The organism is Pseudomonas fluorescens, assembly GCF_902498065.1.
Lineage (GTDB): Bacteria > Pseudomonadota > Gammaproteobacteria > Pseudomonadales > Pseudomonadaceae > Aquipseudomonas > Aquipseudomonas fluorescens_BJ.
In genome coordinates, this window is sequence record NZ_CABVIR010000001.1 from 585968 (window position 1) to 602439 (window position 16472).

Genomic DNA, 16472 nt, shown 5'->3' on the forward strand with positions numbered 1-16472 from the left:
CATGAACCGATTCGCACACCGTGGACTGCTGACGTTCTGCCTGTTGGCCGTCGGCATTGGGCAAGCCCTGGCGCACTCGGCGGATGAACACGCCGGGCACGACATGCCGGCCAAAAGCGCCCGTTCGGAAAGCGCCCAGGTCAAGTTCGCCGACGTCGCGCTGGTGGACCAGAACGGCAAACCGGTGCGTCTGGAACAGGACCTGGTGGCCAACAAAATCGTGGTCATGAGCTTCATCTACACCAGTTGCACCACGGTGTGCCCGGTGGTGTCGTCGATCATGGGCAAAGTGCAGAAACAGCTGGGCGCCCGGGTGGGCACCGAGGTGCAGTTGGTATCGATCAGCATCGACCCGCAGCGCGATGACGCCCAGCGCCTGAACGACTACGCGCGCAGCTTCCAGAACGGTCCGGGCTGGAGCTGGCTGACTGGCAGTTCGCAGTCCATCAATGCCACCCTCAAAGGCCTCGGCTCGTTTAGCGGTGACTTCAAAAATCATCAGCCGCTGATCCTCGTCGGCGACGGCAACAGTCGCCACTGGACGCGCTATTACGGCTTCACCGATCCGGCCGTGCTGACCCGTGAAGTGGAAAAACTCAGCGGCCAACGCAATGCCCACGCCAAACACACTGCCATCGCCATGGAGCAGCAGCCATGAGAGCTGTCGACTGGATTGCCCTGAGTCTGTGCTTCTGGATTTTCAGCTCGATGGCCTTCGCTCATGAAGGGCACGAAGAACCCGCTCCGGCGCAGGTGGCTGCACCACCGGCGAGCGGCACGCGCGATGCGAAAACCTGGTTCACCGACACGCCGTTGCAGGACCAGAACGGCGAAACCCTGCGCTTCTACAGCGACGCACTACAAAACCGCGTGGTGCTGCTGAACGTGATTTTCACCAGTTGCAACGATGCCTGCCCGCTGATCACCCGCAAACTCAAGGAAGTGCGTGAGTTGCTGGGCGACAAGGCGGACGGCATCACATTCATCTCCCTTACCAGTGATCCGCTGCGGGACACCCCGGCGGTACTCAAGGCTTACACCTTGAAGCAGGGCGTCGATGGGCCCCACTGGCTTTTTCTCACCGGCGACAAGGCACAAATGGACCTGGTGCTGGGGCGCATCGGCCAGATTGTGCCGACCCCCGAGCAACATTCAACGCAGCTGATTGTCGGTGACGTAGCCAACAAGCGCTGGAGCAAAATCCGTCCGGATGCCCCGGCTGCCGCCATTGCCCAGCGCTTGCAGTTGCTGACAATGCCTGTGGCCGGTCGCTGAGCCGCGCCATGAAACTGCCCCTCATCCTCGGCCTGCTAGTGATCGGCGGCATTCATTGCGTCGCCGATGCGCTGCCCCTGAACCCCAGCGAAACGGCCGGAAAACGCTTGTACCGCGAAGGTGTTTCGGACAGCGGTGAGCCGCTCATGGCGCGGGTCGGGGCAGCGGATATGATGCTGCCGGCCACCAGCCTGCCGTGCGCCAACTGCCACGGTGCCGATGGTCTCGGGCGGCCCGAGGGCGGGGTGCGACCGCCGGATCTGACGTGGTCGAGGCTCTCCAGCACTTACGGGCAGCAGCAAATCAATGGCCGCAATTACCCGGCCTACACCGAAGGCACGCTCGCGCGGGCGATTCAGGAAGGTCGCGATCCTGGTAACAATCGCCTCGACCCCGCGATGCCGCGGTTCGTGCTGTCGATGAATGATCAGCGCAACCTCACGGCCTACCTCAAACGTCTGGCCGATGACCGCGATCCCGGCCTGACGCCGGACAGCCTGCACCTGGGCACCTTACTGCCGAGTCAGGGACCGCTGGCCGAGGAGGGCGCCACGGTGGCGGCGGTGCTCAATGGCAGCGTGGCGCGGATCAACGAGGCGGGCGGTATTCATGGCCGGCAACTGCGCCTGACGATCCTCGATCCGGGGCCGAACCGCACCAGCGCCGAGCAGGCCCTGGACCGGTTGATCGAGCAGGAACACGTGTTCGCCTTGATCGCGCCGCTGGCACCGGCACTCAACACACAATTGGTCACGCGATTGGAGCGGGCGGGCATTCCGTTGATCGGGCCACTCTCATTGCAAGGCTCGTCCCAGAGCAGTCGGCAGATATTTGAACCGATGCCGGGGTTGCACGAACAACTGATTGCGCTCGCCGATTACGCCACCGACAGTTTGCGCGTGCTCCCGGGGCCGACGCTGATCACCTACCCGGACGAGCCCGGCCAGCAACGGGCGGCGCAGAACCTCAGCCAGTACCTGCAAGATCACGCCTGGCAAAAGGTCACGCTGAAAGCTTACGACCCGGCGCAGGACGAACTGCCGCTGGGCTCGCGGTCGGTGTTTTACCTGGGCAGCGGTGGCGGTTTCAGCCGGCTCGCGGAACGTTTGCAGGCGGCGGGGCAGGTGCCTTACCTGTTCGCCACGTCAAATCAGGTCGCCGGTGACTTGTTGCAGGTGCCCAGCGGTTTTTCCCGGCGGGTGTTCCTGTCCTATCCGTTCGTGCCCAGTGACTGGACGCTGGGCGGGCGCCTGGCCCTGACACAACTGCGTGAGCAGCAGGGGCTCGGCGCAGAGCATGCGGTGCTGCAAGTCGGCGCCTTCAGTTCGATGCTGCTGCTCAGCGAAGGCATGAAACAGGCCGGGCGCGATGCCAGCCGCGAAAAACTGATCACTGCGCTGGAAGGCCTGCATGACTTCGAGACCGGATTGACCCCGCTGATCAGCTTCGGTCCCGGCCGGCGTCACGGATTGAGCGGCGCGCACATCGTCACCGTGGACCTGCCCGACCAGCGTTTCTACCTGGTCGCCCCCTACAAACCCATTGCCGCGATGCCCTGACTGGAGGTCTCGATCATGAAGCTCAAGACTCTGCTGATCCTGCTGATGATGTGGTTGCCCGTGGCCTTCGGCAGTAACGGCCCGGTCGCCGCGCGGGTCAATGGCGAGGACATTACCGAGTTCCGCCTCGAACGCTATTTTGCCGAGTACCTGGAGGATCAGGGCCGGGCGGTGGGCAGCATTCGCAACCCCAAGGCGTATAAGCAACTGCGCCAGAAGGCGCTGGACGCGTTGATCGATCGCGAGTTGCTGTGGCAGGAAGCGCTCAAGCGCGGGGTCGTGATCAGTGACGCCACCGTGCAAAGCCAGGTTGAGCAGACCCGGCAAGCCATCGGCGGTGCCGAGAAATTCGCCCGACGCCTGGAAGACGCCGGTTTCGACGAGGCCGCTTTTGCCGAGTACACCCGCCGGGAACTGGCGGCGCAGCAGGTGTTTGCCGAACTGACCAAGGTCGCCGAGCCAGACGACAAACAGGTCCGCGCGTTCTACGAAGAACATCGCAGCGAGATGCGCCGGCCCGAGGAAGTGCAAGCGCGGCACATACTGATCAAGGTGCCTCAGGCTGCTGATGCCGCCACAGTCGAGGCAGCACGGCTACGCTTAGTTGAGATGCAAGTGAAAATCAGCCAGGGCGCGGACTTTGCCAGCGTGGCCAGGACCGGTTCCGAAGATGCTTCCGCTAGCGACGGCGGAAATCTGGGCTACTTTCCACGTGGGCGCATGCTGCCTGAATTCGAAGCGGCAGCCTTTGCCCAGGCACCGGGAGCGCTCAGCGAGCCGGTGCGGACACCGCTGGGCTGGCACTTGATTCAGGTGCAGAACCACTTGGAGGCGACCGATGTCACAGAAGTGCAGGGGCTTGAGATGGTCAGGGCGTACCTTGCCCGACAGCAACAGGCTGAAGTTCGCCTGCAGGTTCTGGCGCAACTGCGATCGAGCAATCGAATCGAACGAATTAACGACGATTGAAGATTCCCCCCCAATAGTGGGGAAAAGCTTCAGGGCAGATCCGTGTGCGTCCCCGCCTTTGGGGGGCGGGGTACTTGCTCGAAAAGGCTTTTCCATGAATATCAATGGCATGCAGTGGTAAAACACCCGGCGCTCAGCCTGGCATGAAGTGTGCGTTAGCCTCAGTAAGGCGCGCACTCTGCCAGGTTCGGAAATCGGACCTGCGGTTTCAAGGAGTCCACCTTGTTAAACAAAGTACTGGTTGTCGAAGACGAACAGCTGCTGGCACAAAACCTCCAGGATTATCTGCAGGCGCAAGCGCTGGACGTCCGGATTGCACATGACGGTGCGACGGGTATCGGTGAAGCCGAACAGTTTGCACCCGATGTGATGGTGTTCGATTACCGCTTGCCCGACATGGAAGGCTTTGAGGTGCTCGATGCCGTCCGCCAGAACAGGAAGTGTCATTTTGTGCTGATCACCGGGCACCCCACCGCTGAAGTTTGTGAGCGGGCCCGGCAACTGGGAGTCAGCCATATCCTGTTCAAACCGTTTCCATTGGCGGAACTGGCCCGTGCAGTCTGTGACCTTCTGGGAATGCAGCGCGAACCCAAAGCAGGCGTGAGCACATCCGAAGGTTTTGTCGAACGACGCCAGAGCAGGACCGAGAGTTTCCCGCTGCAGTTGTACGACGGCAGTTGGGTGCTGGCGGATCGTCGACGAAGTTCATCGACCTCCAGGGCACCAGACGACGAACAATTGCTCACCGGGGAGTAGTGGCGCGACAAGCCGTTCCGGTAACCGCCGTAATCGCTCGCCGCGTCGACAGGGCTCAAAGCCCCCGGCGTTGGAGAGCAAGCCATGGACCGTCTATCCCTTGCCGTCGAACCGGCGCAGTTGGAATGTGTACCGTCTCGTTTTTCCAGTGAACAACTGGCCCAGGCCCGATCACTGGCCGCCAGTTCCGGCGAACGGATGCTCGAAGCCCTCGGGGTGTTGTGCGAACTGGCCCCCATGCCCTTCATCCAGTGCCTCGGCGCCACCTTGCATTACCCGGTGCTCGACACCGACAGCCTCTTCAAGGCCACCCCGGTGTTCGACCGGGTCACCCTGGCCCAATGTCTCAAGCGCGAATTTATCCTGCTGCGTCACGACGATGCGGTCATTGGCGTGTTTGCCGATCCGTTCGATACGGCGCGGCTGGCCTGGATCGATGACTGCCTGCACGGCGCGCCGCTGTACCTGGTGCATGCCGACGACCTGAAAGCCTATCTGGCACGTCACGAAGAGAGCTTCCACGCGGTGGAATCGCTCAACGCCCAGGCCGACGCCAATATCGAAATCGACACCCTGCAAAGCCTGTCCCTGACCAGCATCAGCGAAGACGCCAGCGTCGTCGTCAAACTGGTCAACTCGACCCTGTACGACGCTTTGAAAATGCACGCCAGCGACATCCATCTGGGTACCACCGGCAGCGGTCTGGTGATCAAGTACCGCATCGACGGCGTGCTCAACAACATCAGCAAGATTCAGGGCAGCGAGTTCGCCGAGCAGGTGATTTCCCGAGTCAAGGTCATGGCCGAGCTGGACATCGGTGAGAAACGCGTGCCACAGGACGGTCGCTTCAAGATCGGCATCAGTGGCCGCCAGATCGACTTCCGGGTCTCGATCATGCCGAGCATTTTCGGTGAAGACGCGGTGCTGCGGGTGCTCGACAAACAAGACCTCGCGGACAAGGTCTGCGGCGTGCAGTTGCAGGCCCTGGGCTTTGAAGACGAAACCCTGCGCCAACTGCGCCGGCTGGCCGCCGAACCCTACGGCATGGTACTGGTGACCGGCCCCACCGGCAGCGGCAAGACCACCACGCTGTACGCGATGATCACCGAGATCAACCACGGCGTGGACAAGATCATCACCATTGAAGACCCGGTGGAATACCAGTTGCCGGGCGTGCTGCAAATTCCGGTCAACGAGAAAAAAGGCCTGACCTTCGCTCGCGGCCTGCGCTCGATCCTGCGTCATGACCCGGACAAGATCATGGTCGGTGAAATCCGTGACCCCGACACCGCGCAGATCGCCGTGCAATCGGCGCTCACCGGGCACCTGGTGTTCACCACGATCCACGCCAACAACGTATTCGACGTGATCGGCCGGTTCACCCAGATGGAAATCGACCCCTACAGCCTCGTCTCGGCGCTCAATGCCGTGCTGGCGCAGCGCTTGATCCGTCTGGTCTGCACCCATTGCAGCGCGCCGAGCAACCCGACTGATGACGAACTGCGCGCTTCGGGTCTCGACCCACACAACGTCGATCACTTCCATTTCGTTCACGGCAAGGGCTGCGGGCATTGCCGCGGCACCGGTTATCGCGGACGCACAGCGATCGCCGAGCTGCTGCACCTGGACGACGAGTTGCGGCAGATGATCGTCGAGCGCCAACCGATTTCGAAAATCAAGGCCCATGCGTGCAAACGTGGTTTGCGCTTGCTGCGCGAGTCGGCACTGGAACTGGTTCAGGAAGGGCGGACCACGCTCGAGGAGATCAATCGTGTCACTTTTGTCTCGTGATCGTTTTGTCGCCGTGCTCGGCGCCAGTGGTGTCGGCCTCGGTCAGCGCCGTGGCAGCGACACTCTGTGGCTGGGCAGCGTCGGTTTTATCGACGAAGGTTTCCATGCCTGGGCGGTGGCGCTGGACACCCTCGACCATCTGCTGGCCGATCACACCCGTGCCGGTGCCGAACTGAGCGTGGTAATTTCCGGGCACTTCAGCCGCTTCTGCCTGGTGCCTTGGAGCGAACAGATCAGCAGACCTGACGAGTTGCTCGGGTTTGCCCGGCTCTGCTTCGAAGACCTTTACGGCGTGCCAACGCAACCCTGGCGCCTGGTGCTGTCGGCGGAACCGGTGGGCTACGACCGGATCGCCAGCGCATTGCCAGAGGATTTGCTGACGCGTCTGCGCACCCTGGTCAGCGCCCGTGGCCTGCGCCTGCGTTCGGTGCAGCCGTACCTGATGGCGGCGTTCAACCACTTCGATAAAAGCCTCGATGCCGGTGATTTCCTGTTTGTAGTCGCCGAGCCGGTGCGCAGCGTGTTGCTGCTGGCGCGGGAAGGCCGCTGGACTTCGGTGCGTTCGGTGGGCAGCAGCGACAGCGACGCCGCACTGACCGCATTGATCGGTCGTGAAAGCCAATTGCAGGCCTCCACCAGCGAGCGGCCACTGAACGTTTACTTGCATGCGCCAGCGCGTATGGACGTGCAGCCCGACATCCCCGGTGTGCACTTGCGCACCCTTGAAGAAGCCCGGACCACCGTACGCGATGGCTTGTACGTCATGTCCCGGGCGGTGGCCTGACATGCGCCCCCTGATGCTCGACTTTCAGCCGCGCCGGCGCTCGGGTCCCCTGGGCTGGAGCCTGCTGGCCGTGGGCGTGGTGGCGGCCCTGAGTGGCGTGTTGGTTCAGCAGCACCTCAGTGATCAGACGGCGCAACAACAGGGCCATCTGCAAACCGCCCAGCGCGTCCTCACCGGCGACACCGGCGGCAAGGTCAGCCTGACCCCGGCGCAAATCCGCGAACAGGCGCAGAACCTCGCCGAGATGCGCAAGGTCTCGCAGCAACTGCGCCGGCCGTGGGAAAGCCTGTTCGCCATGCTCGAAGCCATGCCCCGGGGCGACATCGCCTTGCTGACCCTGACCCCTGATGCGCGCAAAGGCCAGGTGCGGATCAGCGCCGAAGCGAAAGACCTCGACGCCATGCTCGACTTCCACCGCAACCTCGAGGCCAGCGATGAGCTGTCCGATGTGTCGCTGCTGAGCCACGAAATCGTGGCCAACGTGCCGGAACACCCGGTGCAGTTCAACCTGTCGGCTACCTGGGAGATTGGCGATGCAAATCCCTAGATTGATCGTCCACGAATATCTGCAAGGCCTGGGCATTCCCGGTCTGGCAGGGTTGGCGCTGCTGGCGCTGGCGTTGGTTTATGGCCTGGCGGGCCTGATGCCGGACTGGCAGTCGCTGCAACAGCTCAGCCAGCAGACCCGCGAAGCCGGTGAATACCTGGCCAGGGTTGAAGACGGCAGCGTCGCCGCCCCGGTGGTGCCGCAACGTCAGCTCGACGACTTCCGCAGCAAGCTGCCTTCGCAGCCGCAAGCCACGGTGGCCATCGACAAGATCTACGCGTTGGCGGCCCAGGAACACATCACCCTGGCACGCGGTGAATATGCCCTGGGCATCGACCCCAAGACCCATCTGGCGCGTTATCAGATTCTGCTGCCGGTGCGCGGCAGCTACCCGCAACTGCGGCGCTTCCTGCATGCCTTGCTCGGCCAGTTGCCGGCGGTGGTGGTGGAGGACGTGGAGTTTCAGCGCAAAAAGATCGCCGACACCGACCTGACCGGGCGGATCCGCCTGACCCTTTATCTGTCGAGGTCATGATGAATACCAAGCGCGTAGCGGGGTGGGCGGGGTTCTTCGGTATAGCGGCGGCGCTGGCCTGGTTGCCCGATTACTGGATGCCGGCGGACGACGGCGAGGCGTCCGTCGCCGTCGTCGCCACGGCGGCCAGCAGCAAAACCCGTGGTGCGCTGCCTGCCGCGCCAGCCGCCGGCAAAACCGTGGCGGTCAAGGACTTGAGCCCGGCGGGCGACCTGTTCGCCGCCCGCAGCTGGAAGGCAGCACCGACGCTCGCCAGCGTCACCGAACAACCCGTCAACCTGACCCCGGTGGTGACCGTCCCCAGCGCACCGCCGATGCCTTTTCAGTTTGTCGGGCGCATGGATGATCGCTCGGACCTGCAAGTGTTTTTGCAGAGCGGAGAAAAAATATACGTCGTACGCAAAGGGGATGTGATCGACGAAACCTGGCGGATCGAGGGCATTTCCGACGTGGAACTGAGCTTCGTCTACCTGCCCTTGCATTTGTCCCAGACCTTGTCTGTGGGGAGCGCGCAATGAACAGATCATGCCGAAATACGATAGGCACGCTGATGAGCCTTTTCTGTGTGTGTGCAGGGTTGGCCGCGTGCAGTTCCGCGCAGGTCGCCAACAAGGAAGCGTCCGAGCTGATCGAGCAGGGGCAATACGAGGCCGGCCTGGCGCGGATCGAAGAAGGGCTGCGGAAAAACCCGCGCGATACCGAACTGCACCTGGCCCTGAACACCGCCCACGCCAAGGCGATTACCGCGTTGCTGACCGAGGCCGACACCGACCGTTCGCGCCGGGACTTTGCCGCCGCGCGCGTCAACTACAGCCGGGTGCTGACCATCGAGCCGAACAACCGGCGCGCCCAGGATGCGATGCGTCAGCTCGACTACATGCGCAGCCTGGATGAGAAGCTGGAACTGGCCCGTGGCGACCTGCGTCGCGGCGATATCTACGGGGCCGACCGTCAGGTCAAACAGATCCTCGAACTCGACCCGAAAAACGACGGCGCACTTGAACTGCAAAGCAACATCCGCCTGGTGCAGAGCCGCAATGTGATCCCGTATCCACAACTGCGCACTCGCCTGGAGCGGCCGGTGACCCTGGAGTTTCGCGACGCCAACCTGAAAACCATTTTCGAGGTGCTGTCGCAGGTCGCCGGGTTGAATTTCATCTTCGACAAAGACCTGCGCCCGGACATGAAAGCCACGATTTTCGTGCGCGACGTACGCATTGAAGACGCCGTGGAACTGCTGCTGCAACAGAACCAGCTGCACCAGAAAGTGGTGAACGAAAACACCTTGCTGATCTACCCGGACTCGCCGCAAAAGCTCAAGGATTACCAGGAACTGGTCATGCGCACCTTTTACCTGACCAGCATCGATGCCAACACCGCGCTGAACATGATCAAAACCATGCTCAAGACCCGCGACGTGTTTGTCGATGAACGCCTCAATACCCTGACCATGCGCGACACCGAAGACGCCATCCGCATGGCGGAAAAACTCTTGCAATCGCAAGACCAGTCCAACCCTGAAGTGGTGCTGGAAGTGGAGGTGATGGAGGTCGCGACCCAACGGATTCTCGACCTCGGCCTGCAATGGCCGAATACCTTCGGCGTGATCAACGGCGACGGTTCGGCGGTGACGATCCTCAATCAATTGAAAGGCATCGACTCCAGCCGGATCACCATCTCGCCATCGCCACAACTCAAGATCAACGCCCAGGACAACGACATCAACACCCTGGCCAGCCCGGTGATTCGTGTCAGCAACCGCGAGCAGGCGCGCATCCACATCGGTCAGCGTGTTCCGATCATCAGTGCCACGTCGGTGCCGTCGACCCAAGGCCCGGTGATCACCGAAAGCGTCACTTACCTGGACGTCGGTCTGAAGCTGGAAGTGCAGCCGACTGTGCACCTGAACAACGAGGTGGCGATCAAGATCGCGCTGGAAGTGAGTAACGCGACGCCGCTGGAACCGACCCGTCAGGGCACGATTCCGGTGCAGGTCGATACCCGCAACGCCCAGACCACGCTGCGCCTGCATGACGGCGAAACCCAGATACTCGCCGGCCTGATGCGCAACGACCATGGCGCTACCGGCAACAAGATTCCGGGCCTTGGCGACATTCCTGGCCTGGGCCGGTTGTTCGGCAGCAACAAGGACAACGTCAGCAAATCGGAACTGGTGCTGTCGATCACGCCACGGATCGTGCGCAACCTGCCGTACCAGAGCCCGTCGGACATGGAGTTCCCGACCGGCACTGAAACCAGCATGCACATTCAGGCACCGGACCGGCGGATGGAATCAGCGGTTCAGGATCAGCCCGTCGACCGGCCGGTGGCTGCTACCAATGTGCAAGTCAGCGTCGGGAAGCCTTGATCATGAACGCCTCGCAACGCGGTTTTACCTTGATCGAAGTCGTGGTGACGCTGGCCCTGATCGGCTTGCTGGCCGGCATGGCCGCGCCGCTGACCGAGACCGTGGTGCGCCGGGGCAAAGAGCAGGAGTTGCGCACCGCGCTGTACCAGATCCGCGATGCCATCGACGCCTACAAGCGTGCATTCGATGCCGGTTACATCGAGAAGTCACTGAACAGCAGCGGCTATCCGCCGAACCTGAAAGTGTTGGTGGACGGCGTGCGCGATGTGCGCAGCGCCAAGGGCGCCAAGTTCTATTTTCTGCGCCGCGTGCCTCATGACCCGCTGAAGCCGGTCAAGCGTGACGACGACGGCGGCTGGGGCTTGCGCTCCTATGACAGCACGGCTCAAAACCCGCGCGAGGGCGAAGACGTCTTTGACGTTTACTCCCAGGCGCGCGGCAAGGGGCTTAACGGCATCGCCTACCGGGAGTGGTGAGTTTATGCGTCGGGAAAAGGGTTTTACCCTGCTGGAACTGATGGTGGTCATGGCAATCATCGCGACCCTGATGACCATCGCCTTGCCACGCTATTTCAACAGCCTTGAAGCCTCGAAAGAGACCACGCTGCGCCAGAGCCTGTCGGCGATGCGCGAAGCCCTGGATCACTACTACGGCGACACCGGGCGCTATCCCGACTCCATCGAACAACTGGTGGAACAACGTTACCTGCGCAACCCGCCGATGGACCCGATTGCCGAACGCAAGGACCTCTGGGTCATGGTCGCGCCGCCGGATGGCGTACCGGGTGGGGTCGCCGATATCAAAAGCGGTGCCACAGGGAGGGCGCGTGATGGCAGCCTTTATTCCGAGTGGTAAGCCTTCGAACGAGGGCGGTTTCACGTACCTGGGCGTGCTGTTCCTGATCATGCTGATGGGCATGGGCCTGGCCAGTGCCGGCGAGTTGTGGTCGACCGCTTCGCGCCGCGATCGTGAGCGTCAGTTGCTCTGGGTCGGTACGCAATACGCCCAGGCCTTGCGCAGCTACTACCGCAGTTCGCCAGGTTTGGCCCAATACCCGAAAGCGCTGGAAGACCTGTTGCAGGACGAGCGTTTTCCCAGCCCCAAACACCATATCCGGCAGCTGTATCCGGACCCGATTGGCGGCGGCGAATGGAGCCTGATGCGCGGTTTCGACGGGCGCATCACCGGCCTCAGCAGCGCCTCCACGGACAAGCCGCTCAAGCAGGCGGACTTCCCGACGCAGTGGTCGGACTTCACCGGCATGGCGAGTTACAAGGACTGGCAGTTCGTCGCCGAGAAAGCCTTTCTCGATGGCACATCGGGACCTGCCAAGGGCCAGTCGAAATTGCCTCAGGCGTTGCAGCCATGAACAGATTCTGTGTGGCGGCGCTCCTGATGCTGATGTCGGCTGCCGCCCCGGCCGGCGAAGAAGACGAAATGATGGGTTTCATCGTCGATGACACGATCTCGCATATCGGTCACGACTTTTACTACTCGTTCAGCGAACGCCTGCGCGCCACCAGCCCGATGGATTTCAACCTGGTGGTGCGCGAACGACCTTCGGCGCGCTGGGGCGCCCTGGTCACCGTGGAATATCAGCAGCGTCTGGTTTACCGGCGTTTTCTTCCGCCGAACACCGTGGAGCTCAAGGACGAGGCCTATGACGCCGCCGACTGGGTTCGCGGGCAGATCGTCCAGCGCAAGCTGGAAGCCATGTTGCAGGACACAACGGACCTTGAGAGGGACGAATTATGAAAACAACAACGTTCTCGCAGCGCCGCCTGTTTTCCAGGGCAGGCATCTGGTTACTCGGGCTCGGCAGTTGTGGCCTGGTCCAGGCCACCGAGTTGGTCTATACGCCCATCAATCCGTCGTTTGGCGGTAACCCGTTGAACGGGACCTGGCTGCTCAACAACGCCCAGGCGCAAAACGACTACGACGATCCCGACTTGAAAAAACGCACCGCTGCGGCCGGGACGTCGGCGCTGGAGCGGTTCACCAGTCAGTTGCAATCACGGCTGCTCGGTCAGTTGCTGGACAACATCTCCGCGGGCAACACCGGGAGCCTGACCACCGACGCTTTTATCGTCAACGTGGTCGACGACTCCGGGCAATTGACCATCGTCGTGACCGACCGAGCGACCGGTGAAGTCTCCGAAATTCAGGTAAGCGGCCTGGCCCCTTGACGGGATTCGGGTTGATGGGGAGTGAAGGACATGAAAAAAATAATAGTGCTAGGGCTGATGTTGGCGGCGTTACAAGGGTGCAGTCTGCGCGACCCGATCGGGGCTGAGCAGGACACCGAAACCCCGACGCTGACCCCGAGGGCTTCGACCTACTACGACTTGATCAACATGCCGCGACCCAAGGGCCGGTTGATGGCGGTGGTGTACGGTTTTCGCGACCAGACCGGTCAGTACAAACCGACGCCGGCCAGTTCGTTTTCCACCAGCGTCACCCAGGGCGCGGCGAGCATGCTGATGGATGCATTGCAAGCCAGCGGCTGGTTTGTGGTGCTGGAACGCGAAGGGCTGCAGAACCTGCTGACCGAGCGCAAGATCATCCGCGCCTCGCAGAAAAAACCGAACACACCGGTGAATATCCAGGGTGAACTGCCGCCGCTGCAAGCAGCGAACATGATGCTCGAGGGCGGGATCATTGCCTACGACACCAACGTGAAAAGCGGCGGGGAAGGGGCGCGCTACCTGGGTATCGATATATCGCGGGAGTATCGGGTGGATCAGGTCACGGTGAACCTGCGTGCGGTGGATGTGCGCAGCGGGCAGGTGCTGGCCAATGTGATGACCAGCAAGACCATTTACTCCGTGGGGCGTAGTGCCGGGGTGTTCAAGTTTATCGAGTTCAAGAAGCTGCTCGAGGCCGAGGTCGGCTACACCACCAACGAACCGGCGCAGTTGTGTGTGTTGTCGGCGATCGAAGCGGCGGTGGGGCATCTGTTGGCGCAGGGGATCGAGCGGCATTTGTGGCAGGTGGCGGGGGATAATTCGCCGCAGAGCAGTGAGACACTTGATCGGTATCTGACTCAGAACAAGGTTGTGCCTGAGGGTGAGGACGAGTAAACCGAGGCGGCCTTCGGGCCGACCTGGTTCTTGCAGATGTACCCGATTCAAAACTGTGTGAGCGAGCCTGCTCGCGAAGGCGGCCTGACAGCCGACCTGTTCTCGTGGATGTACCCGGAACCCTGTGGGAGCGGGCTTGCCCGCGAAGGCGGCCTGATAGCCGACCTATATTTTGTTGACCAAGTACATATCCATTCCTGCAGTAACGGCCACTTATGGTTTCGCCCTTACGGCGAGTCACTTTTGACAAACGCCCGGAATGCCGGCCCAGACAAAAGTAACCAAAAAGTCTCGCCCCAAGCGTCCGGCCCCTCGCTCCGGTCCTGCTCCGTGGGCCCGCCGCGATCGGCCATCCCTGGCCGTGCGCGGCTAACCCGGCATCCTTGCCGGGTTACCACTGCGCAGAACCTCCACTCGGCCTCCCGAAGGGGCGGGCAGATCAAGATCAAAAGCTCACGCGAGCTTCTGCGGTACACGATTCTCTGTAGGAGCTGGCTTGCCAGCGATGGCGGCCTCATTGACGATGCAAATCTTATGGTCCCATCGCTGGCAAGCCAGCTCCTACAAAGTGTGAGTCGCCGGCTACATCGTCTTGCGCCGTTGCCTACAACTACGCCAGAATCCGCCGGCTTGTGTGCTTTGGTCCTGATCTCTATCGTTGCCGCGTCGCTGCCAATTCAGCGATCGGGTTTAGCAGCTCGTTCAATATCAAGGCACGCCAGTGTCACCTTCTGATCCTTCCTCGCAAATATTGCGTAGGCAGGTCTACGTTATGGTGGCTGTGCGTGGGGCACTTCGGTGCGCCGGGTTCCTTGATCCCTGGTCTGCTAACCCGCGTACAGTCGCCACCCCTTTGTTTAGCAGCAACGTGTGGCGGCTCCATTGATCAAGGAGCTTCACCATGCCAAAACCAACCCCAAATCCCCCCGAATCAGACACCAAAAGCAACCCCACCAACCCTGCTTCCAACCTCCACCTGAAACCCACCCTCCTAAAATCCTGCGCTCCCCACAATCCCAGCAACATGTTTTTCATCGCCCCGGATATCGACACCGAAAGCCTGTTGGCCCACGCCTGTGAGTCACTGGCGTCGGCGAGTGTCATGGCCAGTGATTTCGCGGTGTTTCTGGACGGGCCGCAGCGCAGTCTGTTGTTGGGCATCCAGCAGGTGATCATGCTGGCGGATCTGGCGGTGAATCGGGCGCTGGATAACCTTGATCCGCAGGAGTAGCGGCAGGTCGACCGCGTTATCGTTCATCGCTGGCAAGCCAGCGCTTACAGAAAAGGGTTAGCCATAAAAAAACCGCGACCTCCATCAAGGGCCGCGGTTTTTTGTACCTCCGCAATTACTGCTGCAACACCGTCGCCCGGTTATCCGAACCCATCTGTTGAATGGTCGCCATCTGCGTCACGCCACTCTGATCGACATTGGCAATGTTCCCGGTGCCGCCCTGGGTTACATACGCTACGTTCATGGTGTCAGCCTGTTTCAGGGTGATCTGGTTATCGCTGCCCCACTGATTGGTGTACGCCTGGTTACCGGTGCCGGACTGGTCGAACGCGGTGCTGTTGCCCGTACCGTTGCTGCTGCCTTCGGCCCGGTTGGCGGTGCCGCGTTGATCGGCGATGAGGATGTTGTCGCTGCCGTTCTGGTCGAAGTACAGCTCGTTGTAGCTGTCGGCCTGGCTGACCGTGGTTTTGTTGCCGGTGCCGGTCTGGTTGGTCGTCATGATGTGGCCGACGCCATCCTGGGTGAAGTTGGCGATGTTGGCGCTGCCGGTCTGGTTGATGGTTGCCCGTTGGTTGCTGCCGAACTGGCCACCTTTTTGCGGGCCTTTCCAGTTGCTGGCGTAGACCTTGTTGTCGTTGCCCACCGAAGTCGCGGTGAGCGAGTGGCCTTCGCCGGTCTGGTAGGTGAAGTGCGTGTTACCCGTGCCTGTCTGGTACAGCGCGATGGTCGAGCCGGTGGATTCGAACTGGTCGGCGTAGATCGCGTTGAGGTCGCCGACCTGGAACACCTGGGCGGTGTTGTTTTCGCCGAAGCTTTGGTCAACCACGGTTTCGTTGGTCAGGCCGATCTGGTCGACAGTGGCCATGCTGCCGGTTTGTCCGTCCTGCCAGACTTCGGTGCCATTGCCGTCGCCGAGCTGGTTGATCGACAGGTTGCCGCCGTCGCCGTTGCGCTGGTCGCCGTAGGCATAGTTGTTGGTGCCGGTCTGGTTGATGTCGATCTGGCCGCCGATGTGGTTGATCTGCTCGGCGGTGGCGTAGTTGGTGCTGCCGTACTGGATGATCACCGCCGTATTGGCGATGCCGAGCTGGATCTGTTCGATGTAGGCTTCGTTGCTGTCGCCGAACTGGAAGGTTTGACCGGTAGTGCCCTCCTGGCTGTCCTGATAGACAAACGAAAAGTTGCCGGTGCCTTGCTGTTGTTGCAGCACTTCGCCACCGCCCACACCGATCGACTGGCTGGCGTGGCTGGTGTTGAAGCTGCCGGTCTGCTGCTGGGTGATGGTGCTGTTGTTCTCGAACAATTGCTCGGCGTAACCGGCGTTGTATTCGCCGACCTGGTTCTGGTCGATGGTGCTGGTGGCCGAGTCTTGCACGGCGGCCGCATCGTTGCCCTGGCCAAGTTGCTGCTGGGTGGCGGTGCTGAAGGGGGCCAGGGTCTGTTTCACGTCGGCGACGTTGGCGGTGCCGACCTGGTCCTGGCTGGAAATGCTGTCGTCGGCCAACGCCTGGGCACTGACAATGACCAGGATGGCGGCGGTGAGGGGCGTCAGTTTGAACATGATGAAACCTCCAGGG

At 61.7% G+C, this 16472-nt stretch carries 19 protein-coding genes; 18 read left to right on the forward strand and 1 reads right to left on the reverse strand.

Going from position 1 to position 16472, the window contains the following annotated elements:
• Position 1 precedes the first annotated feature (1 nt).
• From F8N43_RS02835 to F8N43_RS02920, 18 genes are all read left to right on the forward strand, one after another.
• Positions 2-658, forward strand: coding sequence for an SCO family protein (locus tag F8N43_RS02835; protein WP_150631456.1), 657 nt, complete (start codon positions 2-4; stop codon positions 656-658).
• A complete protein-coding gene (locus F8N43_RS02840; RefSeq protein ID WP_150639308.1) occupies positions 655-1275 on the forward strand; it encodes an SCO family protein in 621 nt (206 codons plus the stop codon). Before F8N43_RS02835 ends, F8N43_RS02840 begins: the two co-directional genes overlap by 4 nt.
• 8 nt (positions 1276-1283) lie before the next feature.
• Positions 1284-2834, forward strand: a complete 1551-nt coding sequence (locus tag F8N43_RS02845) for an ABC transporter substrate-binding protein (RefSeq protein ID WP_150653176.1) — start codon at positions 1284-1286, stop codon at positions 2832-2834.
• Between the two features lie 15 nt (positions 2835-2849).
• A complete protein-coding gene (locus F8N43_RS02850) occupies positions 2850-3803 on the forward strand; it encodes a peptidylprolyl isomerase (protein ID WP_150653177.1) in 954 nt (317 codons plus the stop codon).
• Between the two features lie 222 nt (positions 3804-4025).
• Positions 4026-4559: a response regulator gene (locus F8N43_RS02855; protein ID WP_150631458.1), complete on the forward strand. Its 534-nt coding sequence runs from the start codon at positions 4026-4028 to the stop codon at positions 4557-4559.
• Positions 4560-4643: 84 nt separating this feature from the next.
• Positions 4644-6350 carry a GspE/PulE family protein gene (locus F8N43_RS02860; RefSeq protein ID WP_150631459.1) on the forward strand — a complete coding sequence of 569 codons (1707 nt, stop codon included), beginning with the start codon at positions 4644-4646 and terminating at the stop codon, positions 6348-6350.
• Entirely contained in the window at positions 6331-7134 is an 804-nt protein-coding gene (locus tag F8N43_RS02865) for a hypothetical protein (RefSeq protein WP_150653178.1), read from the forward strand. Before F8N43_RS02860 ends, F8N43_RS02865 begins: the two co-directional genes overlap by 20 nt.
• A gap of 1 nt (position 7135) precedes the next feature.
• Positions 7136-7681: a PilN domain-containing protein gene (locus F8N43_RS02870; RefSeq protein WP_150631461.1), complete on the forward strand. Its 546-nt coding sequence runs from the start codon at positions 7136-7138 to the stop codon at positions 7679-7681.
• The gene (locus tag F8N43_RS02875; RefSeq protein WP_150631462.1) at positions 7668-8216 is read left to right on the forward strand and encodes a GspMb/PilO family protein; all 549 of its coding nucleotides are present in this window, start codon (positions 7668-7670) and stop codon (positions 8214-8216) included. Before F8N43_RS02870 ends, F8N43_RS02875 begins: the two co-directional genes overlap by 14 nt.
• The gene (locus F8N43_RS02880) at positions 8216-8734 is read left to right on the forward strand and encodes a hypothetical protein (RefSeq protein ID WP_150653179.1); all 519 of its coding nucleotides are present in this window, start codon (positions 8216-8218) and stop codon (positions 8732-8734) included. Before F8N43_RS02875 ends, F8N43_RS02880 begins: the two co-directional genes overlap by 1 nt.
• The gene (locus tag F8N43_RS02885; RefSeq protein WP_150639313.1) at positions 8731-10584 is read left to right on the forward strand and encodes a secretin N-terminal domain-containing protein; all 1854 of its coding nucleotides are present in this window, start codon (positions 8731-8733) and stop codon (positions 10582-10584) included. The genes F8N43_RS02880 and F8N43_RS02885 overlap by 4 nt, the downstream gene beginning before the upstream one ends.
• Positions 10585-10586: 2 nt before the next feature.
• The gene (locus tag F8N43_RS02890) at positions 10587-11060 is read left to right on the forward strand and encodes a type II secretion system protein (protein WP_150631465.1); all 474 of its coding nucleotides are present in this window, start codon (positions 10587-10589) and stop codon (positions 11058-11060) included.
• A 4-nt stretch (positions 11061-11064) separates the two neighbouring features.
• Positions 11065-11439, forward strand: a complete 375-nt coding sequence (locus tag F8N43_RS02895; protein ID WP_150639314.1) for a type II secretion system protein — start codon at positions 11065-11067, stop codon at positions 11437-11439.
• Positions 11414-11953 carry a type II secretion system protein gene (locus F8N43_RS02900; protein ID WP_150631467.1) on the forward strand — a complete coding sequence of 180 codons (540 nt, stop codon included), beginning with the start codon at positions 11414-11416 and terminating at the stop codon, positions 11951-11953. Before F8N43_RS02895 ends, F8N43_RS02900 begins: the two co-directional genes overlap by 26 nt.
• A complete protein-coding gene (gene csgE / locus F8N43_RS02905; protein ID WP_150631468.1) occupies positions 11950-12339 on the forward strand; it encodes a curli production assembly/transport protein CsgE in 390 nt (129 codons plus the stop codon). The genes F8N43_RS02900 and csgE overlap by 4 nt, the downstream gene beginning before the upstream one ends.
• Positions 12336-12770, forward strand: coding sequence for a curli assembly protein CsgF (locus F8N43_RS02910; protein WP_150631469.1), 435 nt, complete (start codon positions 12336-12338; stop codon positions 12768-12770). The genes csgE and F8N43_RS02910 overlap by 4 nt, the downstream gene beginning before the upstream one ends.
• 30 nt (positions 12771-12800) lie before the next feature.
• Positions 12801-13664: a CsgG/HfaB family protein gene (locus F8N43_RS02915; protein WP_150631470.1), complete on the forward strand. Its 864-nt coding sequence runs from the start codon at positions 12801-12803 to the stop codon at positions 13662-13664.
• A 901-nt stretch (positions 13665-14565) separates the two neighbouring features.
• Positions 14566-14895, forward strand: coding sequence for a DUF6124 family protein (locus tag F8N43_RS02920; protein ID WP_150653180.1), 330 nt, complete (start codon positions 14566-14568; stop codon positions 14893-14895).
• Positions 14896-15010: 115 nt separating this feature from the next.
• On the opposite strand, the gene F8N43_RS02925 is transcribed toward F8N43_RS02920, so the two are convergent.
• Positions 15011-16456 (reverse strand): curlin, encoded by a 1446-nt coding sequence (locus tag F8N43_RS02925; RefSeq protein WP_150653181.1) that lies wholly within the window; start codon positions 16454-16456, stop codon positions 15011-15013.
• Between the last annotated feature and the right edge of the window lie 16 nt (positions 16457-16472).